The organism is Cutibacterium sp. LaCa_286 (assembly GCF_057198075.1).
Map to the genome: position 1 here is coordinate 149454 of NZ_CP191091.1, position 26071 is coordinate 175524.

Below are 26071 nucleotides of genomic sequence, written 5' to 3' on the forward strand. Positions count from 1 at the left end.
CAACTCACTGTTCCCTGTTGACGACACGCCGATGGAACCGCTCTGACTAGGAGAAACATAAAAACGACCGATATTTTTCGGCAGTGACACACCGGTGAACCCTGTGTATCGAACGTGCTGCACACAGGTGTCGAACACTCCCGAGTGACTTCTTTTTCCTGCTCTGGCAAGGAGTTGTCCACATGATCATGGGGGTGTGAGGGGTCGTGATCGCAGCCGGCGTTCGAATGGCTCGAGGTGCCATTCCCGGTTGGCGGGATGCGACGGGTGAGGGGATGCGGATGGTGGACGTTCGTCGAGAGTGAAGAGCAGCGTCGAGCCATTGTCTCGAATACCCCACTGGGGTATCGTCCGAGTCGGAGGTGGCAGATGGCTGAATCGTGCCAGTGCGGTAGTGCGATGGATCTCGCGTTCTCCCAGGACGCGTCGGTCTCGGATGCAATGCCCCGAGAGGACGTCGAGCCCCAGGAAGGTACGGACGTCGGCGTCGTCACGTCGTCGACCACTGCCCCCGGGTCGCCGGGGCACGGATATCTCGGCGAGAAGGACGCCTACCTGCGTCGTCTGCACCGTATCGAAGGTCAGGTGCGCGGGTTGGAGCGGATGGTTGAGGGGGAGAAGTACTGCATTGACATCCTCACCCAGATCGCTGCGGTGAACTCCGCCCTCAAGTCGCTGTCGCTCAAGCTGCTGTCCGAACACATGAACCACTGTGTGGCTCGGGCTGCCCAATGCGGTGGTCAGGAGGCGACCGACAAGATCGACGAGGCGAATCGTGCCATTGCCCGGCTCGTCAGGTCCTGAGGCTCGACTCGGTTCCGTACTCCCGCCGTGCACGGCTCCAGGGGTCTTGGACTCCCATTCGGGCCAGACGTCATCTCCGTTCTTCCCACGATCCAACGTTCCCAACGAAAGGTACTGACATGAACACGACATACACGATCACCGGCATGACCTGCGAGCACTGCGTCAAGGCGATCACCGAGGAGGTCTCGGCCATCGACGGCGTCGACAAGGTGTACGTGAGCCTGGAGACCGGCTCCATGACCATCGACTCGGCTGAGGAGATCAGCATGGATGCCATCAACAAGGCCTTGGACGAGGCTGGCGAGTACACCGCAACCAAGGCGGACAGCCTCGACACCGCTGGCCACCCCGAGGGTACGTGTGCCTGTGGCAAGAACTCCGCGGACGCCTGCCAGTGCGGTGACAAGCACGATGACTGTTGCGAGCACGCTGGCGAGGCCGGTGCCGACAAGGACTGTGAGTGCGACTGTCACGACGAGAAGGATGGTTGTGACTGCGGCTGTGGCGAGCACAAGCACTCCGTCGATGCTGCTGAGAGGCACGCTGCCCATGGTGAGGGCGAGTGCAAGTGCGGTGGACACCACCATCACGACCATGCTGCCGATGCTGCCGAGAAGCACGCCGCCCACGATGAGGGCGAGTGCAAGTGCGGCGGCCATCACTGAGGAGTACCCACGTCTCGACACGACCAGAACGAGTCAAGGAACGTCACGGTGGCCGGTGCCTCCGGTGTTGATCCGATCAGCACCGGAGGGTCGGCTGCCGGTTCCCCGCACACCGTCACACCTGCCCGCAACGACCGCACGGCGAATGACCGCCTGGACACCAGCGTCATGACGGCTGACGACCCTGCCGACGATGGTGGGGCGCACCGAGCCGTCGACCTGGACATCTCCGGAATGAGCTGCGCCTCCTGCGCTGCCCGGATCACCAAGAAACTCAACAAGGTCGACGGGGTCAAGGCCACCGTCAACTACGCCACGGCCAAGGCACACGTCCTGGCCCCGCCCCAGGTGAGCCAGGACGACCTCATCGACGTCGTCACCCGCACCGGATACCAGGCCCGGCCGTCGTCCACCAGCGAACCGGTCGTCGACCGTCAGACGCAGTTGAGACGTCGTCTCGTCGGGGCGGTGGTGCTCGGTCTGCCGGTCATCGTGTTGTCCATGACGCCGGCACTGCAGTTCCCGGCCTGGCAGTGGGTCTGCCTGGCGCTCACCCTGCCCGTGGTGTTCTGGTGCGGATTCGGCTTCCACCGCGCAGCCTGGGTGAACCTCAAGCATGGCGCGACGACCATGGACACCCTCGTCAGCATGGGGTCCCTGGCCTCTCTGGGGTGGTCCCTGTGGGCGCTCGTCTGGGGTGATGCGGGCCGTGTCGGCATGCGGCACCACATGACCTGGCGACTGTCCAGCTCCCAGACACATGCTGCTGAGGCGCTGTACCTCGAAGCTGCCGTTGGCGTCATCATGTTCATCCTGGCGGGTCGCTACATCGAACATCGCAGCAGGGCCGAGGCCGGCTCGGCACTGCAGGCCCTGTTCGACATGCGTCCGACCACCGTCCACCTGCTCACCAGTGACGGCACCGAGGTGGAACGCCCCATCGCTGCCCTGGGGGTGGGCGAACGGTTCGTCGTACGCCCCGGGGAACGCGTCAGCGCCGACGGGACCGTCGTCGAGGGGCGCTCTGCCGTCGACAACTCGATGCTCACCGGTGAATCCGTGCCGGTGGAGGTCGGTCCGGGGGACGCCGTCGTCGGTTCGGCGATCAACAGCTCCGGTCGGCTCGTCGTGCAGGCGACCGCCGTGGGCGACGACACCCAGCTCGCCCACATCGCTCGTCTCATCGACGAGGCACAGACTGGACGCTCGGCCAGCCAGGACCTGGCCGACAAGATCTCGGCAGTCTTCGTCCCGGCGGTCATCGGCGTCGCCGTGCTCATCTTCATGGTGTGGATGCTCGTCACCGGACGCGTGTCAGCGGCTCTCACCGCGGCCATCTCGGTGCTCATCATCGCCTGCCCGTGTGCTCTGGGGCTCGCCACTCCGCTGGCGTTGCTCGCCGGGACCGGGCGCGGTGCCCGCATGGGGGTGCTCATCCGTGGGCCCCAGGCGTTGGAGCGTGCTCAAGGCATCGACACCGTCGTCATGGACAAGACCGGCACCCTCACCAGTGCCGTCATGGCCGTGGTGCAGGTTCTTGGACCTGACGGCGAAGCTCTTGACGGTCGACAGGCCGAGGAACTCCTTCGTCTGACGGCCGGGGTGGAGTCCGGCTCGGAACACCCCATCGCCCATGCGGTGCTGCACCGAGCCGAACAGCTGGGTGTCCGTCCGGCCCAGGTGGACGACGTCGAGGCCCTGCCCGGGCAAGGGGTACGTGGTCGACTGAGCCAGGCGCAGGACCAACCACACGAGGCGCACACGCCGGATCGACCGGACGTTGATCAACAGCAGACAGATCGACAGCAGGAGGAGACCTCTCAGGCTGAACCCGTCCAGATCGTGGTGGGGCGCCCCGGCTTGGTTCCCCTGCCCGAAGGCCTGCGTGCCGCCGTCGAACAGGCCGCCGAAAGCGGCCACACCGTACTCGTCGTCAGCGTGGCCGATCAGGTGCGCGGGGCGCTCACCGTCTCCGACACCGTGCGCCCCAGCTCCGCCCGATCCGTCGAACGGATGCGCCGTCGTGGGCTACGGCCCGTGCTGCTCACCGGTGACAACCCCGGTGCTGCCCACACAGCGGCCGAGGCCGTCGGTATCGACGAGGTCCATGCGGAGACCACCCCTGGCCAGAAGGTGACGGTCGTCGAGCAGCTGCGTCACCAAGGGCGTCGGGTGGCCTTCATCGGTGACGGCGTCAACGACGCGGCTGCCCTGGCCGCGGCAGACCTGGGCATGGCCATGGGGACCGGTACCGATGTCGCCATCGCTGCAGCGGACGTCACCCTCACCCGTGCCGATCTGGGTGCCGGGGTGGATGCCCTGGAGCTCGCCGATGCCACCCGTCGGATCATCCGGGGCAACCTGTGGTGGGCATTCGGCTACAACGTCCTCGCCATCCCCGTCGCCGCCCTGGGTCTGCTCACCCCGGTCATTGCTGCTGCGGCAATGTCGTTCTCGTCGGTGTTCGTCGTGCTCAACAGTCTGAGGCTCACCGGGTTCCGCCCGCGATCCTGAGAACATGAGAAACCCATTTCACCCCGTCATGACAGGCTCAGATGGCTCGACGCGGAACATCATGCGCCCTGCTGTCTGAGTTTTTCTCAGGAAATTTTTGGTTTTTGGGGGGAATGCGTCGTATCGTTTACCAAGCGCTGCGCACGCGGCGTGTGGTTGGGCGTCAACGCCCGGCCGGTACATAGCAACTGACCGTTCTGGGTCCTCGAGAACCACAGAGCACTCGAGCCCCCGACCTCTTGGGAAGCGAATGTCGAAGATCATTGCCTCTGCGATCGCCGGAGCCGTTGCACTGACCACTGCCGGTGGCGTGACGATGGCCAACGTCCTCAACCGTGACGATGTCACCATCTCGGTGGACGGTGTCTCTCGTGAGGCCAAGGTGCACCCCGGAACTGTTCAGGAGGTCTTGGGTTCCCAGGGCATCACGGTGGGTGAGCACGACTCCGTGCAGCCGGCACTGAACAGTGACGTCTCCGATGGATCGGTCATCACCGTCAAGTACGGACGCAAGGTCGTCCTCACGGTGGATGGCAAGAAGGTCACCCGCTGGACCACCGAGACGAACGTCTCGGACTTCCTCGCGAAGGCAGGCCTGGTCGACTCCAACGACAACCTGTCGGTGAGCCGCTCGTCCGGTATCTCACGTCAGGGGCTGTCGATCACCGTTCGCACCGCCCAGGACGTCATCGTCAAGACTGGCTCCAAGAGCCAGCAGGTTTCTGCGCGGGGAACCGTTGCCGACGCCCTCAAGGCTGCTGGCATCAAGGTGGACTCCAACGACATCTCCAAGCCGGGCCTGGGCACTCCGCTCACCTATGGCATGGTCATCGACTTCACCAAGGTCGACACCAAGAAGGAGACTCGCAAGTCCGACGCGAAGTTCAAGACCAAGACGGTCAAGGACTCCTCGATGGACAAGGGCACCACGAAGATCACCACCAAGGGCGTCAACGGCGTCAACGAGGAGACTTGGGAGATCACCTACAAGAACGGCAAGAAGGCTGGTGAGCGCAAGATCTCCAGCAAGGCCGTCAAGCCTGCCACCGACGAGGTGAAGAAGGTCGGGACCAAGTCCACGTCGAAACCCTCACCCGCGAAGAAGGGCGCTGCCGGCAAGTCTGCCAGCGCGTCGACCGTCAGCAACGGTGGCGGCTCCAGCTCCAACCCGGTGACCGGCGGGACCACCTGTCAGGCCTCCACCTATGGAGCTGGCGACGGTACCGCGGGTGGTCCGACCGCCTCGGGTGAGACCTTCGACCCCTCCAAGCTCACTGCTGCCAGCCGCACCCTGCCGCTCGGCTCGACCATTCGCGTCACCAACGTCAGCAATGGCAAGACGGTCTCGGTGCGCATCAACGACCGCGGCCCCTACGTCGGTGGACGCTGCCTGGACCTCTCCACCGCAGCGATGAACGCCATCGCTCCCGGCGCCGGTCTGGTGACGGTGCGCTACCAGTGAGGGACGGTGATCCGGTCGCACCGGGTCACCCGAGGCGTTCCATCTGACTGCGCCGTTCTGGACGGGTGACGTCTCACCGCTGACTGAACTCTCTCAATGTTGTCCGGGGTTGTCCGGGCCGGCCCGGACAACACACACTCGAAAACCGATCTGAAGACTGAACGTCTCCCCTGTACGCGTGCGGGGCCCACGGCGACTGCCGTGGACCCCGATGTGTGTCAGCCAGCGTACCTGCAGAGGCCGTGCCTCAAGGTCTCAGCGCAGGCTGCCGTAGGTGGTCTTGGCCTTCTCCAGGGCCGAGACGTAGCCGTTGCGCTCGTACTCGGCTGCCGAGGCGTCGTCGGGCACGGCGAGCAGGCCACGAGCCTGCTCCAGGTCGAGCTGCTTGCGTTCCAGGTAACTGCTCAGCCCGTCAATGATCTCGGTGGCGTAGTCGGCGCCGTTGCGCACCAGGGCCGAGGTGGACATGACGACATCGGCGCCGGCAAGGATGTACTTGATGGCATCCTCGGGGGTGGCCACACCCGAGGTGGCGGCAATGGAGGCGTCCACCTGTTTGGAGATGGCGGCGATCCACGTGAGGGCGGTGCGCTGCTCGACCTTGTTGGACAGCCACACCCCGGACTCGACACCGAGGGTCTCGATGTCGATGTCGGGCTGCAGGAACCGGTTGAACATGACGAGCCCGTCGGCTCCGGCGGCAGCCAGTCGCAGCATCATGTTGCCGGGGGCTGAGAAGAACGGGAGAACCTTGACGGCCACCGGGATGTCGATGGCGTCCTTGACGGCCGAGACGATCTCGATGTGGCGATCCTCGATCTCCTGGCCACTCATCCCGATGTCGGGCACGGCGTAGATGTTGCACTCCAGGGCCGCGGCTCCGGCGTCCTGCATGCGATGGGCGGTCTTGACCCAGTTGCCCACCCCGGCAGCGTTGAGGGAACCGATGACGGGGATGTCGACCGCCTTGGCGCTGGCCTCGAGATGCTTGAGGTACTTCTCGGTGATGCCACCAGCGTTGCTGGCGACGGTGGGGAAGAAGCTCAGCGACTCGGCGAAGGAGTCCATGTACTCCATCTCCACCTCGGCCATCCGGGCCTCCTCGTGCCGCACCTGCTCCTCGAACAGGGAGTACATGACGACGGCACCGACCCCGGCGTCGGCCAGGGCCTTGACGCCGTCAGTGGTTTGCTGGATGGGTCCAGCAGAGGCGACGAAGGGGTTGCGCAGGGAAAGACCGAGATAGTTCGTGCTCAGATCGACGCTCATGGGATGCACCTCTCAGACGGGTCCGGGGCAGATTGACTTCTGACCAGGTGGATATGGATCAGACGACCCGGAGCCGGTTCATTGACCCCGGGATGAGGAATGACTGACGGATCAGGACCGACGGGGTCAGGATCCAATCGATGATGGGAGGGGACGGGAAAGGAGCCGACCGTGGCCCCGCGTACAGGAGTAGCTGTAGCCGAGAAGGATACGACGGAGCCACGGTCGACGGTCATTGGAGCTCAGCCCCGGTTGGAGCCGGAGGTGATGTTCTTGAGTCGGGCGTCGATGGCGAAGGACTCCGGGCCCATCGTTGCCATCTGCTCGTACTCCTGCCATTTCTTCTCGACCTGACGCTGACCCAGGTCCAGAAGCCGCTCGGCCTCCTCGGGGTGGGCCTTGGCGAGCATCCGGTAACGCAGCTCCAGCTTGGTGTAGTCGCGCCACGTGGTGTCTGGACGGGGCGAGTCGAGCAGGAACGGGTTCTTGCCATCCTCGGCCAGTACCGGGTTGTAGCGCATGAGCGGCCAGTGCCCCGAATGCACCGCCTTGTACTGCTGGTCCAGGCCGTTCTTGAGGTCGTAGCCGTGGGCGATGCAGTGGCTGTAGGCGATGATGAGCGATGGGCCGGGGTAGGCCTCGGCCTCACGGAAGGCCTGCAGGGCCTGCTGCGGGTCCGAGCCGAAGGCCACCCGGGCAACATAGACCGAGCCGTAGGCGATGGCCTGCATGGCCATGTCCTTCTTGGCGGTCTGCTTGCCGCCGGAGGCGAACTTGGCGACGGCACCCAGCGGTGTCGACTTGGAGGCCTGACCACCAGTGTTGGAGTACACCTCGGTGTCCATCACCAGGACGTTGACGTCACGGCCGGAGGCGAGCACGTGGTCCACGCCGCCCGAACCGATGTCGTAGGCCCAGCCGTCACCGCCGATGATCCACACCGAGCGACGCAGCAGGTGATCGGCGACACTCAGCAGGTTGCGTACCAGCGGGGTCTGCTCCATCGTCTGCAGCTGGTCGACGAGCTTGGCGACACGACGTTCCTGGTCCACCAGGTCGTGCTCGGTGAGCTGCGGGGCGTTGAGCAGGTCGTCGACGAGCTCGGGGTCGAGTTGGTCGGACATGGCCTGCAGGTGACGCTTGGCCAGCCCGGCCTGTACGTCGGAGGCCAGCCGCATGCCCAGACCGAACTCGGCATTGTCCTCGAACAGCGAGTTCGACCAGGCCGGTCCACGTCCGTCGACGTTCTTGCCCCAGGGGGTGGTCGGCAGGTTGCCGCCGTAGATCGACGAACAACCGGTGGCGTTGGCCACCTCGGCACGGTCACCGAAGAGCTGGGTGATGAGTTTGACGTAGGGCGTCTCACCGCAGCCGGCACAGGCGCCGGAGAACTCGAACAGCGGTTCGAGGAACTGGGTGCCACGCACGGTGGCGAAGTCCACCCGAGACCGGTCGTTGACCGGCAGGGAGTTGAAGAACTCGACGTTCTCGCGCTGATCGGTCTTGTCCAAGTGCTCGGCCAGGTTGATGGCCTTGCGATCCGGGCGTCCGACCGGATGGGCCGGACACGCCTCGACGCACAGACCACAGCCGGTGCACTGGTCGGGCACCACCTGCAGGGTGTAGCACGACTCCGGCAGACCGGCGGCGTTGAGCTGGGCGGACTCGAAGGTCTCCGGGGCGCCCTCCAGGGCCGACTTCTGGTAGTACTTGGCGCGAATGACGCCGTGCGGGCACACGAAGGCACAGTTTCCGCACTGGATGCAGGCCTGCGGGTCCCACTCGGCGATGACGTCGGAGAGGGTGCGGTGCTCGAAACGGGTCGTACCGGCTGGGTAGGTGCCGTCGGCAGGCAGACTGGAGACCGGTAGCAGGTCTCCCTCGCCGGTGATCATCTTCGCGGTGATCGTCTTGACGAAGTCCGGGGAGTCGTCACGCACCGGCTCGACGAGGTCGTGGCTGGCATCGACCGACTCGGGGACCTTCACCTGGAACAGGTGCTCCAGGGAGGCGTCGACGGCCGCATGGTTCATGTCGACGATCTTCTGGGACTTCTTGCCGTAGGTCTTCTGGATCGAGTCCTTGATCCGCTCGATGGCCTCGTCCTTGGGCAGCACTCCCGAGATCGCGAAGAAACACGTCTGCAGGATGGTGTTCGTGCGGTTGCGCAGGCCCACCTCACGTGCCACCGACAGGGCGTCGATGGTCCACAGGTCGAGCTTCTTGTCGACGACCTGCTGCTGGAAGGTGCGCGGCAGCTTGCTCCACACCTCGTCTGGGCCGTACGGCGAGTTGAGCAGCACGGTGGTGCCCTCGCGCGCCATCGTCAGCACGTCGATGGACTCGAGGATTCCCCAGGCATGGATGCCGATGAATCCGGCCTTGGTCACCAGGTACGGGGCCTCGATCGGGTTGGGTCCGAAACGCAGGTGCGAGGTCGTGCGCGAGCCCGACTTGCGTGAGTCGTAGACGAAGTAGCCTTGGGCGTAGGTGTTGGCGTCGGAACCGAGAATCTTGATGGTGTTCTTGTTGGCACCGACGGTGCCGTCGGAGCCCATGCCGAAGAACACGGCACGCAGGGTCTTGGGATCCTCGATGTCCAGATCGGTGTAGGGCAGGGAGAGGTTGGTGACGTCGTCGTTGATGCCGACGGTGAAGCGCGGACGCGGCTCCTCCTTCTCCAGCTCGTCGACGATGCCGGCCACCATGCCCGGGGTGAACTCCTTCGACGAGATGCCATAGCGGCCACCGCAGACCAGCGGCATCGAGGCGCGATCGCCCCGACTGACGCCTTCGGAGAGGGCGGCGACGACGTCGAGGAAGAGCGGCTCACCATTGGATCCGGGCTCCTTCGTGCGGTCCAGCACGGCGACGGTGCGGGCGGTCGACGGGATGGCCTTGACGATCTCGGCGGCCGGGAACGGGCGGAACAGGTGTACCTCGACCAGACCGACCTTGTGGCCGCGGCTGTTGAGGTAGTCGATGGTGTGCTCGATCGTGCGGGCACCAGAGCCCATGCACACCATGACCTCGGTGGCCTCCGGGTCGCCGTGGTACTCCACCAGGTGGTACTGACGTCCGGTGAGCTCGGCGAACTGGTCCATGATCTCCGAGACGATGCCGGGCACGGCGTTGTAGTACGAGTTGGCCGTCTCACGAGCCTGGAAGTGGGTGTCGGGGTTCTGGGCGGTGCCACGGATGAACGGGTGTGCCGGTGACAGGGCGCGCTCCCGGTGGGCGTGGACCATGTCGTCGGTGATGAACTGGCGCAGGTCGTCGTCGGAGAGCGTCTCGAGCACGTTGAGTTCGTGGGAGGTGCGGAATCCCTCGAAGAAGTGCATGAACGGCACACGCGACTTCATCGTGGCGGTCTGTGCGATGAGTGCCATGTCGTGGCACTCCTGCACCGTCGAGGAGCACAGCATGGCGAAACCGGTCTGCCGGCAGGCCATGACGTCCTGGTGGTCACCGAAGATCGACAGGCCCTGGGCGGCCAGGGAGCGGGCTGCGACGTGGAAGACGGTGCTGGTGAGCTCACCGGCGATCTTGTACATGTTGGGGATCATGAGCAGCAGGCCCTGGGAGGCCGTGAAGGTCGTGCTCAGGGCACCACCCTGCAGGGCACCGTGAATGGCTCCGGCGGCACCACCCTCGGACTGCATCTCGATGACGGTGGGCACCGCTCCCCAGATGTTCTCGCGTCCGGCGGCCGACCACTCGTCGGCGGTCTCGGCCATCGGGGAGGACGGGGTGATCGGGTAGATCGAGCAGAGCTCGTTGACGCGGTAGGCGACGGAAGCAGCAGCGGTGTTTCCGTCTGCGATCATGCGGGTACGTTCCATGATGTCCTCGTCTCTCCGTTTCAGTTCTTCTCGACGAGCTTGAACTTGGCTTGTGCCGAACGCACGGGGTTCGGCGTGGGGCGTACGGCCCATCCGGCCGTGGGGTTGCCGGCTCCCTGGATGGACTCGATGAGGGTGTCCTCCGGGATCATCTGAATGGCGTGGACGGGGCACTGCTCGGCGCAGGCTCCGCAACCGGTGCACTTGTCGTAGTCGAACTGGTAGCGGTGTCCCTCGCCCAGCTTGATGATGGCGTCCTCCGGGCAGGCTCCCAGGCAGCCGTCACACTCGAAGCAGTTGCCGCAGCTCAGGCAGCGTTCGGCCTCGAAGTGGGCCTGCTGGTCGCCCAGACCGCCGATGACCTCGGCGAACCCGATGCGCTGGGTGGGATCGAGCTCGGGCTGGTGCCGGCGTCCGTGGTCACCGAAGTACCACAGGTTGAGGTCGGTGAACCCGACCGTCGTGTTGCGCGGGGAGGGGTAGGCGGTCTCACGGTTGAGCCACAGGTCGATCTGGCGGGCGGCACGCTTGCCGTGTCCCACGCCGATCGTCACGGTGCGTTCGGAGGGCACGGTGTCACCACCGGCGAAGATGCCGGGGATGTCGGTCATGAGTGTGTGCGGGTTGACGTCGACGACGTCATGGCGGAAGCGCATGCCGGGCATCTTGTGCAGGAAGCTCGTGTCGGCCTCCTGCCCCACGGCGAGGATGAGGGTGTCGGCCTCGAGCTTCTCGTAGCGGCCGGTGCCGTGCGGCTTGCCGTTCTCGTCGAGCTCCATGATCTCGACGGTGAGGTCGTCGCCCACCTCGGTGATGGTGCGCAGCCAGTTCATCTGCACCCCCTCACGCTCGGCCTCCTCGCGTTCCTCGGCATTGGCGGGCATCTGGTCGGCGGTGCGACGGTAGACGACGATGGACTCCTCGGCCCCCAGACGCTTGGCGACGCGGGCAGCGTCCATGGCGGTGTTGCCGCCACCATAGACGGCCACCCTGCGTCCGACGACGGGTTTGCTGCCGGTGGAGACGTCGTGCAGGAAGCTCACGGCATCGACCATGCGTCCTGCGTCGACGGTGGGGATGTCGACGCGCTTGGACAGGTGGGCACCGATGGCCACGAAGACGGCGTCGAAACGGCCCTTGGCGCGCTCCTCGTCGAGGTCCTGGACGGGATGGTTGAGGACGATCTTCACGCCGAGGTCGTTGACGAGACGCTCCACCTCGGCCTCGAGGATGTCGCGCGGCAGCCGGTACTCGGGGATGCCGTAGCGCATCATGCCGCCGTACTTGTCGCCGGCGTCATAGATCTCGACGTCGTGGCCCATCATCGACAGGTGGTAGGCGGCGGACAGTCCGGCTGGGCCGGCTCCGATGATGAGGACGCGGTGCCCGGAACGCTCCACGGGGCGTTCGAAGTGCCATCCCTTCTCGATGGCCATGTCGCCCAGGTAACGCTCGACGGAGTGGATGGAGACGGCACCGTCGAGGTCGGCACGGTTGCACTCGACCTCACAGGGGTGGTAGCAGACACGCCCCTCGATGGCGGGGAAGGGGTTGTCGGTGGTGAGCTGACGCCACGCCTTCTCCTCCTCGTGGGCCTTGATGAGGCGCAGCCATTCCTGGATGTTCTCACCAGCGGGGCACCCACCGTTGCACGGTGGCAGCATGTCCAGGTACACGGGACGGCGCGACCGTACCGGCGACACGCGCCCTGTGGTGTTCGACAGGTCTGGGCGCTCGGCAATGTCCTGCCGTTCCTTGACGAAGTAGCCCTCTTCCTCGGGGGCGACCGGGGTGTCCGTGCTCATGCCTGACTTCTCCCTTTTCGATCATCGGGTCAACTACGACCGATGGTAGTACCTTTTGCGGTTCGTTCATCAACTGACGACACTCATGCAATTTTGTTCATTGCGTGGCACGGATGTTCACTCTGGGTGAGCAGCGCTGTGCACCTGAGGAACCACCCGAACCAGCTTCGTCTGGTGCAGGACGGTCATCACATCTCGTCTGTCCGCTGGGGGATCAACCGCTGGTTCGGGTCAGGGCCTTCCCGGTGGTCTCGGGAGCCATGGAGTGCGACATCAGCGCGCCGCCGGCGCACATGGCTGCGCCGATGAGCATGCATGCCCTGATGCCGAGGTGGGCGATTCCCAGTGGCAGCAGCCAGGTGCCGATGGCGGCACCCACCCGGCTGGCAGCGGCGGCGAGGCCGACGCCACTGGTGCGGACATCGGTGGGGAAGATCTCGGCTGGATAGACCGCCGTGAGATTCCCGGACACGGAGTTGAAGAAGGCATACGCCGCGAAGCAGACCACCACGATCCACGTCGGGGCCCCGCTCCAGAGTCCGATGACCAGCAGTGCCACGGTCTGGACCCAGAAGGGCGGGATGAGCATGGCACGGCGTCCGATCCTCTCGATCACCACCATGCCGACGGTGACCCCCAGCAGCGCGATGCTGTTGGTGGCGATGGTGGCCGCCTTCGGATCATCGAGATGCAGCGCCCCGAGAACCTGGGGAGCGAACGTGAAGATGGCGAAATAGGGTGCCACCAGGCAGGTCCAGAAGGTGCAGACGAAGAGGGTACGGCTTCGCACCCCCGGGGCGAAGAGCCTCCCCATCCCACCTGATCGGGGCTCCTCGGCATCCATGGCCTCAGCGTCGTAGTAACCGTCTCCGAGGCAACGTTCAACGATCTCTCTAGCCTCGTCGGTGCGTCCCTGACGTGCCAGCCAGCGAGGAGACTCAGGGATGCCGAGGCGGGCGACGAGGGTGATGGCGGCCGGCACGGCGCTCGTGGCCAGGGTCCACCGCCAGTGGATTCCTGCGTCGGCGAATGCGTACCCGACGATCACGGCAAGCAGGAACCCGACGTACCAGAAGACCTCCAGCAGCGAAAGACGTCTGCCCCGGTCATGGGCGGGGATGAACTCGGCAAGCATGGGGGCACCGATCGAGTACTCCGCACCCACGGCAATGCCAAGGACCAAGCGGAGGGAGAACAGGACCCATCCGTCGGAGACCAGGGCTTGGGCCACACCGGCGATGAGGAAGATCACCAGGTCGAGCAGGAACATCTTGTGTCGGCCATAGCGATCGGTGAGGTAACCGAACAGGGGTGCCCCGATGAAGATGCCGATGAGTGAGGACGCACCGATGAGACCCGTCACGCCAGCCCCCATGTGCAGGTCCTTGGCGATGGAGGCGATGACGACGCTGATGATTCCCAGGTCGTAGCCATCAAGACCCTCTCCCCACGCGGTGGCAAGGGTGACCTTGCGGATGAACCGTCTCTGCTGGGGGATCGTGGCAGGTGTGATGACTCCGCTGGACATGAATCCTTTCCTCGCGGACGTACGACTGTGCTTGAGAGCCACCGCGGTGGTGGCTGATCGTGTGTCGGTGACGAAGCACCTCGTGCGATGTGCCGGGGAACTTTCGTGTGACAAGGCCCGCGTCGAGCAGTCTAGATGATTTCCCGAAGTGGTCCGGTTCCCCCCCCTCCTGAGTGGGTACTGGGGACATACTGGACCCATGATCGTTGCATTCAGTCTCGTTCCCAGTGGTGGTCGTGCCTCCCGCGAGGACGGTGGGGTCGCCGACGCCGTGGCGTCCGCCGTGCGCATCGTCCAGGAGTCCGGTCTGCCGCACCACACCAGTTCCATGTTCACCGAGATCGAGGGCTCCTGGGATGAGGTGATGGACGTCGTCAAGCGCGCCACCGAGGCGGTCGGTGAGTACGGCACTCGCGTCTCGCTGGTGCTCAAGGCCGACATCCGCCCCGGTCGCACCGGCGAGATGACGGCCAAGCTCGAGCGTCTGCAGACAGAACTCGACAAGCAGCAGGGCTGAGCGTTCCCACGCAGACGTGACCGCGTGCCCCGACGATGACTGGTCTGGCAGTGGCCCGCCTCGCTGGTTCGGGGGCACCCTGCCCGAGGCGATCTTCCCGGGTGGCTCACTCGTGCAGCAAGGTGGCGTAGGCCGACCGGATGTGCTTCTCGGTGAGGCGCGCGGCCTGTTCCGTGTCCCCGGCCTTGACGGCCTGCAGCATGGCGACGTGGTCGTCGACGAGTTGCCGTCGGGTGCCGGGCCAGTCCGCCACCGCCAACTCTGCCGACTTGATGGGGGAGTGCACCGCTTCGCGGATGGCCACCGTGAGGTCACTCATGAGGCCATTGCCCCCCGCCTCGGCCAGGGCGATGTGGAAATCGGTGTCCAGCTCGTTGAAGGTGTCCTGGTCGCTCGCGTCGGACATGCGATCCAGAACCTTCTGCGCCCGGACCAACGGCTCTGGGCGACGCTGACGTGCGGCAGCAGCGCTGGTGGCGCGCTCCAGGGCGACGCGGGTCTCGGTGAGGTCGGAGAACGACACGAGGGAGAGGGCCAGCTGCAGCCGCAGAATTCTTCCGATGGCGTTGGACGGGGACGACTCCACCCGGGTGCCGTTGCCCCGCCCGGTCTCCGAGACGAGGATGCCCAGGGCCTGCAGCATCCGTATCGCCTCACGCACCGCCCCGCGGCTCACACCTAGTTGCGCGGCGAGGTCACGTTCACTGGGAAGCTTGTCACCATTGGTGAGTCGTCCTGAGGAAATCCCTTCCTCGAAGTAGTCCAGGGCGACGTCGAAACCTCCGCCGTGGCTGCGTCTGCCGGGTCTGACAAAACTGTCGGGCATCGTCTCACTCCTGGTTCGGGGCGCTCCGGGCGGAGGGCTCTCGGGGGACACCGGATGGGGCGTGTTCTCTCGGGGTGCGTGAGCATGATCGTCGCAGGCGACGGTTTCCTCCCGGGACTGTCATGGCCCGTGGCACGGTGACGTCGACGTCACCGGTGGGGCCCAGCAGCCTCATTCGTGTGGTTCACCAGTGTGGCACACCCGACGTGCTCGTCACCGCCCGAGGGAGCACGTCGTCGCGTCCGCGTGGTCATGATCGAGCCCCTGCACGAACGTGCAGAAGCATGGTAGAAGTATCCGGCTAGACCGCTTGACGACGCGAAATCTCGCCCCATAGGCTCAATGTTATTGGTCGGACCAATAACGGTCCTGCACGGATGTGCTCGCTGGGACGCGTGGCCATCCCTGCACCTTGCCCTGAAAAATTGTGGAACAACAAAACTGTGGAACAACGGAGTCCCGATGGTATTGCTCGAGGCGTTCACGCCTGATCCCAACCCCCTGGGGAAGCAGTGGCTGTCTGCCCTGGTGGCGCTGCTACCCATTCTTTCCATGCTCATCACCCTGGGCGCTCTGCGATGGAAAGCCCACTGGGCCGGCCTCTTCTCGTGGCTCGTCGCCCTCGTCGTGGCGATCACCGCCTTCAAGATGCCGTTCGGTACGGCATTCTCCAGCAGTGTGGAGGGTTTCCTCTACGGTCTGTTCCCCATCGTGTGGATCCTGCTGAGTGCCATCTGGATGTACCAGGTGACGGTGATCTCGGGTCGTTTCGACGACCTGCGCCGCACCTTCTTCCTCATCAGTGACGACCCGCGTGTGCTCGGCATCCTCATCGCCTTCTGCTTCGGCGGTCTGCTCGAGGCCCTGGCCGGCTTCGGTGCCCCGGTGGCCATCGCCGCCGCCATGCTCGTTGCCATCGGCTTCGGCAAGCTGCGTGCCGCAGTGACGGCCCTGGTCGCCAACACCGTTCCGGTGGCCTTCGGCGCCGTCGGTCTGCCGGTGCTCATGGCCGCCAAGACCGGTGGGCTCAACGTCACCGACGTCGCCCCGATCACCGCCCGGGTGTGTGCCGTGCTCTGCCTGGTGGTGCCCTTCCTCATGCTGGCCATCATGGACGGCCGCAAGGGCGTCAGGGAGGTGTGGCCGTTCGGCCTGTTCGTCGGCATCGTCTTCGGAGCCACCAAGATCATCGTCGGCAGCACAGCCGTGTACAACCTCACCGAGATCTTCGCCGCCGTCGTCACCGTCGCCCTGGCCATGATCTTCCTCAAGGTGTGGAAGCCCAAGGGCGGCCGCGAAGCCGCCGAGCGTATCGGCATCCCCATGGACGAGGCACTGGAGACCGAACCCGTCTCGGCCGAGGCCCCCTCCACCGAAGGTCTCACCGGCCACCGTATCTTCATGGCCCTGGTGCCCTACATCCTCGTCATCGTCGTCTTCTCCGTGGCAGCCATCCCCAGTATCAAACAGGACCTGGTCAAGGCGGACACCCCGATGAACTGGCCTGGGCTCTCGGGACTCATGTCCGCCTCCGGCGCACCATCGGCCCACCAGAGCTTCACCTGGCCCTGGCTGTCGCAACCCGGATTCCTGCTGGCCATCGTCGCCATCCTCGTCGGACTCATCTACCAGGTGCCGGTCAAGGACATCTTCACCGAGCTGTGGACCAACGCCAAGAAGATGAAGTTCTCCGCCCTGACGATCGGCGCGGTCGTCGCCCTGGCCTACGTCATGGGCGACTCGGGCCAGACCCTCGCCCTGGGCCTGTTCATTGCCGGTGCCGGTGCCGTCTACCCGTTCCTCGCCCCGATCCTCGGCTGGATCGGTACCTATGTCACCGGTTCGGACACCTCGGCCAACATCCTGTTCTCCCAGCTGCAGGCCAGCGTGGGTGACCAGATCGGTGCCGGATCCCACCTGGGCGTGGCGGGCACCAAGCACCTGCTCGTCGGTGCCGGTGCCTCCGGCGGTGTCGTCGGTAAGATGATCTCTCCGCAGTCGCTCACCGTGGCTGCCACGGCCATCGGTCTGACTGGTGGCGAGTCGGTCATCCTGAGAAAGGTGTTCAAGTACTCGCTCATCCTGCTGGTACTCATGTGTATCCTCGTTGGACTCATGTCCACCCCGGTCCTGGGCTGGATGGTGCCATGATTACTACTGTCACGTCGTCAACCCCTTCCATGCACCATCAGGAGGTGCTCCAATGACCACCATCACCCCGCAGAACGCCACCGAGAAGGTTGGGCGTCCCGGTCAGGGGATGACCGTCGCACTGTTCATCACGTGCATCAACGACGTCATGTTCCCTCGCACCGGGCAGGCCGTCACCAGCCTGCTCGAGCGACTCGGCTGCACCGTCGAGTTCCCCTACGAGCAGACCTGCTGCGGCCAGATCACCACCAACACCGGATACTTCGACGAGACGGTTCCGATGATCCGTTCCTACGTCGACGCGTTCAGCGACTACGACTACGTCGTCGCCCCGTCGGGCTCGTGTGTCGCAGCCGTGCGTGACCAGCACACCATGATCGCCGAGCACATCGGCGACAAGGGGCTCGAGCGAGCAGCGGCCCAGACCAGCAAGCGCATCTACGATCTGCCGGAGTTTCTCGTCGACGTGCTGGGTGTCACCGACGTCGGTGCGTACTTCCCGCACTCGGTCACCTACCACCCGTCATGTCACGGACGCCGTCTCATCCACCTGGGCGACCGACCACTCAAACTGCTCCAGAACGTGCGCGGCATGACCCTGGTGGACCTGCCCGCCGAGGAGCAGTGCTGCGGTTTCGGCGGCACGTTCAGTGTCAAGAACCCCGACGTCAGCGCCGCCATGGCGGCCGACAAGGCCCGCCACGTGCGCGAGACCGGCGCCGAGTACGTCGTCGCAGGTGACAACTCCTGCCTGCTCAACATCGGCGGTGTGCTGTCGCGGCAGAACTCTGGCGTCAAGCCCATTCACCTCGCCGAGATCCTGGCGAACACGGAGGAGGACTGACCATGACCACCGAACTACGTCGGATCACCGAGGGCAACAACGGGGTGGCCCGTCTCACCCCGGCCCCGGACAACCCCGGAACGTTCCTGGGGATGCCGAAGTTCTCCGAGGCCGCCAAGCATGAGCTGAGCATTGGTGTGCAGCGCAAGAACATGCGCAACGCCACCACGACGATCCGCAACAAGCGCGCCATGCGCGTCTCCGAGTCCCCGGACTGGGAGGATCTGCGTGGTGCCGCCAAGGAGATCAAGGACCGGGTGGGGCGTCACCTGGACACCTACCTGCTGCAGGCCGAGGAATCCCTCAAGGCCAACGGGGTGCACGTGCACTGGGCCCGCAACGCCCAGGAGGCCAACGAGATCGTCGCCCAGGTCGCGAAGGCCAAGGGGGTGGACGAGGTCGTCAAGATCAAGTCCATCACCACCCAGGAGACCGACCTCAACGAGTATCTGGAGGAACAGGGCATCGCCGCCTGGGAGACCGACTTGGCCGAGCTCATCGTGCAGTTGGGCCACGACCGCCCCTCCCACATCGTCGTGCCGGCCATCCACCGCAACCGTTCCGAGGTGCGGGAGATCTTCCTGCAGGAGATGAAGAACTACGGCCGCCCGGCCCCCGAGGACATCTCGGAGAACCCGCCGGAGCTCACCAACGCGGCCCGTCTGCACCTGCGTGAGAAGTTCCTGCGCGCCAAGGTGGCCGTCTCGGGTGGCAACTTCGTGCTCGCCGACACCGGATCACTGGTCATCGTGGAGTCCGAGGGCAATGGCCGCATGTGCCTCACCCTGCCCGAGACCCTCGTGTCGGTCGTCGGTATCGAGAAGGTGCTGCCCAGCTACGACGACCTCGAGGTGTTCCTCAAGCTGCTGCCCCGTTCGGGCACCGGCGAGCGGATGAACCCCTACAACTCGATGTGGAGCGGTGTCACCGAGGGTGACGGCCCCCAGGAGCAGCACGTCATCTTCATGGACAACGGTCGTACCGACGCTCTGGCCGACGAGCTGGGACGCGAGGTGCTGCGCTGCATCCGCTGCGCATCCTGCCTCAACATCTGCCCGGTCTACGAGCGCACCGGCGGCCACGCCTACGGTTCGGTGTACCCCGGACCGATCGGTGCCGCCCTCAACCCGCAGCTGCGTGGTGTGGAGGATCCCGTCGACCGGGGCCTGCCCTACGCCTGCTCGTTGTGTGGTGCGTGCAACGAGGTGTGCCCGGTGAAGATCCCCTTCACCGACATCCTCGTGCACCTGCGTCAGCGTGTCGTGCAGTCCGAGAAGGCCGACAAGATCCCCGCCGACTACGAGGTGGCCGGTGAGATGGGGCTCATGAAGACCTCACAGTGGGCCCTGGGTGACGCCAAACACTTCGAGATGGTCCAGAAGGGCTCGCAGCTGGCCGGCAAGGTGATGCGCGGCAAGAAGCTGGGGCCGATCCCGGTTCCCGTGGCCGAACGATGGCTCAAGTACCGCGACGTCGACGAGATCCCGTCGCAGAGTTTCCGCAACTGGTGGAAGAAGAATCGGGAGGAGCACTGATGATCGACGAAGTTCAGGCCCGTGAGGACATCCTGGCCCGAATCCGCCAGGCCACCGCAGACGTCACGCAGTCCGATCCGCAGAAGGATGCGCCGATCACCTGGCAGTACGGTCGGGGTATCGACATGGACGACGTCGTGGGCACCTTCGTGCAGCGGGTGCGCGACTACAACTGTTCCGTCGTGGAGGTTCCCGCCGTCGACGTGCCCCAGGCCGTCGTCGACGCCCTCAAGGAGACCGGTGCCGACGAGTCCGTCGTCGTCCCCCCCGGACTCGACGAGTCCTGGCGCACGGCCATCGCCGAGGCTGGCATCGAGGTTCGTGTCGACGATCCGGAACTGAGCAAGACCGAACTGGACAACACCCAGGCCGTCGTCACGGCAGCTGCCTCCGGTGTGGCCGACACCGGCACCATCGTGCTCACCCATCTGGCCGACCAGGGACGACGTGCCCTCACCCTGGTTCCCGACCGTCACGTCTGCGTGATCAAGGCAAGCCAGGTCGTCTCCGATGTGCCGGAGGCCGTGCAGGCCGTCAAGCCGGCCGTGCTCGACCATCACCCGTTGACGTGGATCTCGGGTGGTTCGGCGACCAGCGACATCGAGCTGTCCCGAGTCAATGGGGTGCACGGACCACGTCAGCTCCACGTCGTCGTCGTGAAAGATCAGTGATTCGGACCCTGGCGTGATGAGGCACGCCAGGTAGTTCACACGCGTCCAGGCCAGGCGGTCCCGGTTTGACCGGGGCCGCCTGGTTGTGTGTCGGCGTGTGGTGATGCGGGTTCTGCGTGCCGGTGGTGCCATCTCTCGTGGCACGGGTCCGTGTCAGGAGCGCGAATACCACACGGGGGTGGGAGCAGGGCAGGGCCGTGGGGTGGGGGCGTATTGCGTGCGGGGCTGGCGGGAGGCGCCTGCGTCAATGAGAGTCCGAGCTTCTACTACGTGCGGTGGCAGCATGAATGGCCCCTGACGCGAGGCCGATCACAGCGAACGGGATGTAGATCCACCAGTGCGTGCCGTGGGTGAGCGCATCGGTGATTTTGACGACGATGAAACCGGCGACAAGCCAGCCGACCAAGGCCAGGAAGGCGTTGCGCAAAGAGTGTTGAGACATGGTGATGAATATCCTTAGACTAGAATAGGCAGCCGCTGACAGTGTCACCAACGCGGACCCAGCCGTGTGCGTCGGAGCGGTACCAAGCCCAGCCAGCTCCCGCAGCACAGAGCACAATGGCCCCCGGTCCGACCTTCTTCGCGAGGAACTTCCCCGCTTTGAGTCCCTTTGGGGCCATTACCTTGACGCCTGACCAACTCTTGCCAACGACCCATCCAGCTTTCGAGCCAAGCCACTTGGCTGCGCTGGCGACCTTCGATCCGCCATGCTTGATTGCGGACCAGATTTCCGACCACGATGGGTCGGCGACGATTGGATAGGTGTAGCCACCGCTTCTGTGATCAACGACCTGGGTGAGCTTTTTACCATGGATCTCGTAATGCGTTGGCACAGGCCGGCCGATTGCGTCGCGAGCCCATGCACGCTCGACGTGCCCAACTTGAACGAGTTCGTCGTTCGAATCCGCATAAAACAGATCAGCGCCGCCATGCCCGTCGCTGCTGATCCGAGTGATGTCGTGGAAGGTGTAGGAGAACGTTTGAGGAGCGCTCTCAGTCAGGAGGATTGAGTGGACTGCTGCTTCACCTTCAGCAGGGCTGGTGATAGCTAGTGTAAAGTTATCCGATCTGGCACCGTCGCCGAGAGTTGCGACTGTGCTATCGCTGCTCCTCGTGACGGTGCTGGAGGACCCGGGTAGGGAAACTGAGAAAGACTCATTGTTTGAGAAGTGAGTAATTGAATTACCGCTGTTAGAGGCACGAACTTCAGTACGTTCGGTGTCCTGAGCTGTTGATGCAGTCGTAGGACTATCACTAACGAACTCTCGGTATGTTGTTGGTGCGACACTGGCGGAGGCGGCTGCACTGCGGGTGAGTGCTGCACTGTCGTCTGCACTGAGGGAGGTTGTGGAATGTGCAGAGGCAGGTGCGGCTGTTGCGAGGAGGCAGACAGTAGTGAGATAGACGAAGGGGATCTGAAGAGAGGGCCGTATGGATGACACAGCCGAAATCATAACGTGGAGGGTGTCACAATTAAGTAACGACCGTGTAGATTTCAGATTAGTCTCATTTAATGCTGAAGGTCGCCACTGCAGCTGGTTCGTGAGGTTGAGTGACTCCCGTCGTTGGGGCCGGGAAAGGTTTGCCTCGGGAGACCGGGGAGGACGCATTGGGGCGTCGGAAACCCGTGCTTGCACTGACTTAAGCGAGGGTTAATGGCCAGCGAGCCTAGTGGGCAAGGGCATCTGCTGCGTTCTAGGAACCTACGGTGTGGGTAGGTCGAGACGCCAATGCAAGTTGCAGGTTCCGGGGAGATGCTCCCGGTGTGTCCGACGTTGGCGGTCCCCGGCGAGTTTGCTGCGTAAGTTAGCCCACGTCCCACACCCGGTCACATCGGGCCATCACGAGCGGGTCGTGGGTGATGACGAGCTTGGCGGCTTTGGGGGTGGACGCCCACAGGTCATCCATGATGGCGGTGGCCGTCTCGACGTCGAGGTGCTCACTCGGTTCGTCGAGGATGAGGACATCATGGGCCGAAGGGTCTTCGGATGTGTCGTGGTTGACGAGCACCCTAGCCAAGGCGAGCCTTTGTGCCTCGCCACCGGACAAGGTTCCGCCGTCTTCGGCCACGACTCTTTCTGGCGGGATGGTCAATCCGGCCCGATCCAGAGCAGTGGCGACCTCGGACTTGGTGGCGTCCTTGCATCCGATGCGCACGTTCTCGCTGATCGAGGTCGCGAAGACATGAGCGTTCTGGGCCAGGTATCGCACCCGTCCGGTCGTCGTCACGGAACCGGCCAGCGGCGGGATGAGTCCCATGATGGTTGCGGCGAGGGTCGTCTTGCCGATACCCGACCGCCCGACGACGGCCACCGATTCCCCGGTAGCAACCGTCAGATTCACATCGGACAGCACGGGGTGGCCACCCGGCCACCCGACCGTCAATCCGTCGATGACGAGGGAGGGCTCCTCCTCAGATGCCCCGGCGGTGGGGGAGTCTCCTGTCCCGACTTGCGGGGCGTCCAACACTTCGACGACCCGCAGTAGTGCTGCCTTGGCCCGGGTGTGGGTCTGGGCAGCCCCGGTGAAGGCACCGAACACCTCGTGGAGGGCCAGCGGGGTCAGGACCAGCACAGCCAGGATTCGCCCACCGATACGCCCGTCGGCAACCGCATTGCCACCGATCCACAGAGCGGAGACGACGGCCAGACCGGCTGCCAGGATCTGTCCGGCCGTGCTCGATCATCACCCGCTGACGTGGATCTCGGGCGGTTCGGCGACCAGTGACATCGAGCTGGCCCGAGTCAATGGGGTGCACGGACCACGTCAGCTCCACGTCGTCGTCGTGAAAGATCAGTGAGCCGATCGACTGACGCAATCCCTTGAGGAACGCCTCCGCTCGAGCAATCGGGTGGAGGCGTTCCCCATGCCCGCAGATTCGCCTGCACCGAACACGCCCCAGGGTGTGCCTGCCGGAAGGTCCCACATGGTGTATAACTAGATGTCGTACTGGTCTTTCAGTCCAAACACAAGATGTTGGGATATGAGAGCCAAGAGGGAACCCGGTGGGAATCCGGGACTGTCCCGCAGCGGTATGGGGAAACGACCGGCGACACACGCACTGGCCACTGGCTGGGAAGCGTCGCCCAGTAGGAGATCGAACGATCGCGTCCCCGAGTCCGAAGACCTGCCAGTACCCGGGCTGTGACCCGGCTGCACGAGCCCTGTGACAGGGGCGGCGAACTCCGAGGAGAGACATGACCGTACACCACCCCCAGACGCCCTCGACCACACCCGTGAGGCACACCACCACGTCCCAGCTCACGTCGCATGGACCGGGGCAGACGTCCTCCACCGTGCTGCGTCAGGTGCGCAAGCGCGACGGGCGCATCGTCGCCTTCGACCCAGCCCGCATCGCCCATGCCGCTCGCAAGGCCCTGGAGGCCACCGGCGTCGCCGAGGCCGAGGCCATCTCGCTGAGCGTCGCACTGGCCGTCGTCGACGAACTACGCAGCGAGCAGCGCCCCGGTGCCGGTACGGTGGCTGCCACCGCGACCGGCCCCGTGATCCCCGACGTCGAGCACATCCAGGACGTCGTGGAGAAGGTCCTCATGGAGCGCGGCCAGGCCGAGACGGCCAAGGCGTACATCCTCTACCGGCAGCGCCGCTCCACGGCTCGCGAGCAGCAGTCGGCCCTCATGACCTCACTGCGCGAGATCACCTTCTCCGATGCCAGGGACAGCGACGTCAAGCGTGAGAACGCCAACGTCGACGGCAACACCGCGATGGGCTCGATGCTGCGCTTCGGCACCGAGTCGGCCAAGCAGTTCAACCTGCTCTCGGTGCTCGACCCGGCCCATGCCGCCGCCCACCGGGACGGTGACATCCACATCCACGACCTCGACTTCCTCACCCTGACGACCACCTGCTGCCAGATCAACCTCAGCGAGCTGTTCCGCACCGGTTTCTCCACCGGGCACGGACACCTGCGCTCCCCGCGTTCGATCAACTCCTACGCAGCCCTGGCGTGCATCGCGATCCAGTCCAACCAGAACGACCAGCATGGTGGTCAGGCCGTCCCCAACTTCGACCGGGACATGGCCCCCGGCGTCGCCCTCACCTGCGCCGATCGGATGCGAGCCAACATGGCTCAGTCCGCTGGCGTCCTCGGTGCTGACCAGGAACGTCAGGACGAGGTGACGCAGCTTGCCGCCACCTGGCCCCTGGAGGCCGACGACGCCACCCAGCACGCCGAGCGGGAACGACTCGCCGAGGCCTGGCCCGAACTCTCCGCCGAGCAGGTGGCCCGAGTCCACCACGAGGTGCGCACCCGCTCGGTGGCCGAGACCGAACGAGCCACCTACCAGGCGATGGAGGCCTTCATCGCCAACCTCAACACGATGAACTCGCGCGCCGGTGCCCAGACGCCGTTCTCCTCGATCAACTACGGCACCGACACGAGCCCGGAGGCCCGGCTGGTGATGCGCTGCCTGCTGGAGGCCACCCGCGCCGGGCTGGGCAATGGCGAGACGGCGATCTTCCCGATCCAGATCTTCCGCGTCATGGAAGGGGTCAACTACCATCCTGGCGACCCCAACCACGACCTCTTCCAGCTGGCCTGCCGCACCAGCGCCGAGCGTCTCTTCCCGAACTTCTCCTTCCAGGACGCCCCCTTCAACGCCGAGTACCACCGCCCCGGCCACCCCGAGACCGAGATCGCCTACATGGGCTGCCGCACCCGCGTCATGTCCAACGTCCACGACACCAGCAGGGCGCAGACCTGGGGGCGTGGCAACCTCTCGTTCACCAGCATCAACCTGCCGCGTCTGGGCATCCAGGCAGACCATGACGTCGATCGGTTCATGTCGGACTTCGACGCATCCATCGACCTGGTCATCGATCAGCTGCTGGAACGATTCAAGATCCAGGCTCGCAAGAAGGTGCGCAACTTCCCGTTCCTCATGGGGCAGGGTGTGTGGATCGACTCTGCGGGGCTCGGCTCCGACGACAGCATCGAGGAGGTGCTGCGCCACGGAACCCTCTCGATCGGGTTCATCGGCCTGGCCGAGACCCTCACCGCCCTCGTGGGGGCCCATCACGGGCAGTCCCAGGAGGCCTGGGACCTCGGATACCGATTCATCAGCCATCTGCGGGAGCGTACCGACCGTGCCGCCGAGGAGACCGGGCTCAACTTCTCCACCCTGGCCACCCCGGCCGAGGGGCTGTCGGGCAGGTTCGTGCGGATGGACCGGGAACGGTTCGGTGCGTTGCCGGGAATCACCGACCGCGACTACTACACCAACTCGTTCCACATCCCGGTCTGGCACCACATCGGTGCAGCCGAGAAGATCCGTCTGGAGGCGCCGTTCCATGCGCTGACCAACGGTGGGCACATCTCCTACGTCGAGCTCGACGGCGATCCCAGCCGCAACGTCGAGGCGTTCGAGACGATCGTGCGGGCCATGCACGACGCCGGTGTGGGATACGGTTCGATCAACCACCCGGTCGATCGTGATCCGGTGTGTGGCTACACCGGAATCATCGACGACGAGTGCCCCCGGTGCGGGCGTGGTGAGGAGTCCGGGCCGTTCGAGCGGATCCGTCGTATCACCGGCTACCTCGTCGGTGGGCTGGACCGGTTCAACGACGCCAAGCGCGCCGAGGTCAACGACCGCGTCCGGCACGGCTGACGCAG

General features: G+C 64.9%; 16 protein-coding genes, 3 pseudogenes and 1 riboswitch. Of the genes and pseudogenes, 11 read left to right on the forward strand and 8 right to left on the reverse strand.

Features of this window, described 5'->3' with window-relative positions:
• The first annotated feature begins 369 nt into the window (after window positions 1-369).
• From ACP8JZ_RS00585 to ACP8JZ_RS00600, 4 genes and pseudogenes are all read left to right on the forward strand, one after another.
• Window positions 370-804, forward strand: a complete 435-nt coding sequence (locus ACP8JZ_RS00585) for a metal-sensitive transcriptional regulator (protein ID WP_484482502.1) — start codon at window positions 370-372, stop codon at window positions 802-804.
• Between the two features lie 119 nt (window positions 805-923).
• Window positions 924-1388: pseudogene (locus tag ACP8JZ_RS00590) on the forward strand (heavy-metal-associated domain-containing protein); the annotation flags it as partial.
• 252 nt (window positions 1389-1640) lie between these two features.
• Window positions 1641-3986: a heavy metal translocating P-type ATPase gene (locus tag ACP8JZ_RS00595; RefSeq protein WP_306517822.1), complete on the forward strand. Its 2346-nt coding sequence runs from the start codon at window positions 1641-1643 to the stop codon at window positions 3984-3986.
• 250 nt (window positions 3987-4236) lie between these two features.
• On the forward strand, window positions 4237-5448 hold the full coding sequence (locus ACP8JZ_RS00600; protein WP_306517817.1) for a ubiquitin-like domain-containing protein: 1212 nt from the start codon (window positions 4237-4239) through the stop codon (window positions 5446-5448).
• 255 nt (window positions 5449-5703) lie between these two features.
• On the opposite strand, the gene ACP8JZ_RS00605 is transcribed toward ACP8JZ_RS00600, so the two are convergent.
• The 4 genes from ACP8JZ_RS00605 to ACP8JZ_RS00620 all read right to left on the reverse strand — a co-directional run bounded on the left by ACP8JZ_RS00605 (window position 5704) and on the right by ACP8JZ_RS00620 (window position 13892).
• Complete coding sequence (locus ACP8JZ_RS00605; RefSeq protein WP_306517816.1) at window positions 5704-6717, reverse strand: dihydroorotate dehydrogenase-like protein; 1014 nt, start codon at window positions 6715-6717, stop codon at window positions 5704-5706.
• A 242-nt stretch (window positions 6718-6959) separates the two neighbouring features.
• Entirely contained in the window at window positions 6960-10559 is a 3600-nt protein-coding gene (gene nifJ / locus ACP8JZ_RS00610; RefSeq protein ID WP_484482503.1) for a pyruvate:ferredoxin (flavodoxin) oxidoreductase, read from the reverse strand.
• Between the two features lie 20 nt (window positions 10560-10579).
• Window positions 10580-12364, reverse strand: coding sequence for an NAD(P)-binding protein (locus tag ACP8JZ_RS00615; protein ID WP_023034759.1), 1785 nt, complete (start codon window positions 12362-12364; stop codon window positions 10580-10582).
• A gap of 214 nt (window positions 12365-12578) precedes the next feature.
• Window positions 12579-13892 carry an MFS transporter gene (locus ACP8JZ_RS00620; RefSeq protein WP_308614565.1) on the reverse strand — a complete coding sequence of 438 codons (1314 nt, stop codon included), beginning with the start codon at window positions 13890-13892 and terminating at the stop codon, window positions 12579-12581.
• Window positions 13893-14091: 199 nt separating this feature from the next.
• Here ACP8JZ_RS00620 and ACP8JZ_RS00625 point away from each other — a divergent pair, with 199 nt between their 5' ends.
• Window positions 14092-14409 carry a thiamine-binding protein gene (locus ACP8JZ_RS00625; RefSeq protein WP_021103782.1) on the forward strand — a complete coding sequence of 106 codons (318 nt, stop codon included), beginning with the start codon at window positions 14092-14094 and terminating at the stop codon, window positions 14407-14409.
• Between the two features lie 106 nt (window positions 14410-14515).
• Here ACP8JZ_RS00625 and ACP8JZ_RS00630 read toward each other — a convergent pair whose 3' ends face one another.
• Window positions 14516-15235: a FadR/GntR family transcriptional regulator gene (locus ACP8JZ_RS00630; protein WP_286320387.1), complete on the reverse strand. Its 720-nt coding sequence runs from the start codon at window positions 15233-15235 to the stop codon at window positions 14516-14518.
• Window positions 15236-15697: 462 nt separating this feature from the next.
• On the opposite strand from ACP8JZ_RS00630, the gene ACP8JZ_RS00635 reads away from it, so the two are divergent.
• The 4 genes from ACP8JZ_RS00635 to ACP8JZ_RS00650 are packed head-to-tail and all read left to right on the forward strand — an operon-like array spanning window position 15698 to window position 20436.
• Entirely contained in the window at window positions 15698-17386 is a 1689-nt protein-coding gene (locus ACP8JZ_RS00635) for an L-lactate permease (protein ID WP_484482504.1), read from the forward strand.
• 52 nt (window positions 17387-17438) lie between these two features.
• Entirely contained in the window at window positions 17439-18230 is a 792-nt protein-coding gene (locus ACP8JZ_RS00640) for a (Fe-S)-binding protein (protein WP_308614479.1), read from the forward strand.
• Window positions 18231-18232: 2 nt separating this feature from the next.
• Window positions 18233-19765, forward strand: coding sequence for a LutB/LldF family L-lactate oxidation iron-sulfur protein (locus ACP8JZ_RS00645; RefSeq protein WP_308614480.1), 1533 nt, complete (start codon window positions 18233-18235; stop codon window positions 19763-19765).
• Complete coding sequence (locus ACP8JZ_RS00650; protein WP_484482505.1) at window positions 19765-20436, forward strand: LutC/YkgG family protein; 672 nt, start codon at window positions 19765-19767, stop codon at window positions 20434-20436. Before ACP8JZ_RS00645 ends, ACP8JZ_RS00650 begins: the two co-directional genes overlap by 1 nt.
• A 244-nt stretch (window positions 20437-20680) precedes the next feature.
• On the opposite strand, the gene ACP8JZ_RS00655 is transcribed toward ACP8JZ_RS00650, so the two are convergent.
• The 3 genes and pseudogenes from ACP8JZ_RS00655 to ACP8JZ_RS00665 form a co-directional block, all read right to left on the reverse strand.
• Complete coding sequence (locus ACP8JZ_RS00655; protein WP_015583419.1) at window positions 20681-20878, reverse strand: hypothetical protein; 198 nt, start codon at window positions 20876-20878, stop codon at window positions 20681-20683.
• 19 nt (window positions 20879-20897) lie between these two features.
• Window positions 20898-21269 carry a hypothetical protein gene (locus ACP8JZ_RS00660; protein ID WP_004810293.1) on the reverse strand — a complete coding sequence of 124 codons (372 nt, stop codon included), beginning with the start codon at window positions 21267-21269 and terminating at the stop codon, window positions 20898-20900.
• 973 nt (window positions 21270-22242) lie between these two features.
• Window positions 22243-23112, reverse strand: a pseudogene (locus tag ACP8JZ_RS00665) (ATP-binding cassette domain-containing protein); the annotation flags it as partial.
• Between ACP8JZ_RS00665 and ACP8JZ_RS00670 the strand changes: the two are divergent.
• Both ACP8JZ_RS00670 and ACP8JZ_RS00675 read left to right on the forward strand, forming a co-directional pair.
• A pseudogene (locus ACP8JZ_RS00670) lies at window positions 23105-23236 on the forward strand (LUD domain-containing protein); the annotation flags it as partial. The pseudogenes ACP8JZ_RS00665 and ACP8JZ_RS00670 overlap by 8 nt on opposite strands.
• Window positions 23237-23369: 133 nt before the next feature.
• A riboswitch (cobalamin riboswitch) is annotated at window positions 23370-23585 on the forward strand.
• A gap of 48 nt (window positions 23586-23633) precedes the next feature.
• Entirely contained in the window at window positions 23634-26066 is a 2433-nt protein-coding gene (locus ACP8JZ_RS00675; RefSeq protein ID WP_484482506.1) for an anaerobic ribonucleoside triphosphate reductase, read from the forward strand.
• The last annotated feature ends 5 nt before the right edge of the window (window positions 26067-26071 follow it).

Excerpts from the sequence above, each read along its gene's own strand:
- ACP8JZ_RS00585 (WP_484482502.1), top strand. The coding sequence starts at position 370 with ATGGCTGAATCGTGCCAGTGCGGTAGTGCGATGGATCTCGCGTTCTCC.
- ACP8JZ_RS00655 (WP_015583419.1), bottom strand. The coding sequence starts at position 20,878 with ATGTCTCAACACTCTTTGCGCAACGCCTTCCTGGCCTTGGTCGGCTGG.
- ACP8JZ_RS00595 (WP_306517822.1), top strand. The coding sequence starts at position 1,641 with ATGACGGCTGACGACCCTGCCGACGATGGTGGGGCGCACCGAGCCGTC.
- ACP8JZ_RS00620 (WP_308614565.1), bottom strand. The coding sequence starts at position 13,892 with ATGTCCAGCGGAGTCATCACACCTGCCACGATCCCCCAGCAGAGACGG.
- ACP8JZ_RS00630 (WP_286320387.1), bottom strand. The coding sequence starts at position 15,235 with ATGCCCGACAGTTTTGTCAGACCCGGCAGACGCAGCCACGGCGGAGGT.
- ACP8JZ_RS00625 (WP_021103782.1), top strand. The coding sequence starts at position 14,092 with ATGATCGTTGCATTCAGTCTCGTTCCCAGTGGTGGTCGTGCCTCCCGC.
- ACP8JZ_RS00605 (WP_306517816.1), bottom strand. The coding sequence starts at position 6,717 with ATGAGCGTCGATCTGAGCACGAACTATCTCGGTCTTTCCCTGCGCAAC.
- nifJ (WP_484482503.1), bottom strand. The coding sequence starts at position 10,559 with ATGGAACGTACCCGCATGATCGCAGACGGAAACACCGCTGCTGCTTCC.
- ACP8JZ_RS00640 (WP_308614479.1), top strand. The coding sequence starts at position 17,439 with ATGACCACCATCACCCCGCAGAACGCCACCGAGAAGGTTGGGCGTCCC.
- ACP8JZ_RS00615 (WP_023034759.1), bottom strand. The coding sequence starts at position 12,364 with ATGAGCACGGACACCCCGGTCGCCCCCGAGGAAGAGGGCTACTTCGTC.
- ACP8JZ_RS00650 (WP_484482505.1), top strand. The coding sequence starts at position 19,765 with ATGATCGACGAAGTTCAGGCCCGTGAGGACATCCTGGCCCGAATCCGC.
- ACP8JZ_RS00675 (WP_484482506.1), top strand. The coding sequence starts at position 23,634 with ATGACCGTACACCACCCCCAGACGCCCTCGACCACACCCGTGAGGCAC.
- ACP8JZ_RS00645 (WP_308614480.1), top strand. The coding sequence starts at position 18,233 with ATGACCACCGAACTACGTCGGATCACCGAGGGCAACAACGGGGTGGCC.
- ACP8JZ_RS00635 (WP_484482504.1), top strand. The coding sequence starts at position 15,698 with ATGGTATTGCTCGAGGCGTTCACGCCTGATCCCAACCCCCTGGGGAAG.
- ACP8JZ_RS00600 (WP_306517817.1), top strand. The coding sequence starts at position 4,237 with ATGTCGAAGATCATTGCCTCTGCGATCGCCGGAGCCGTTGCACTGACC.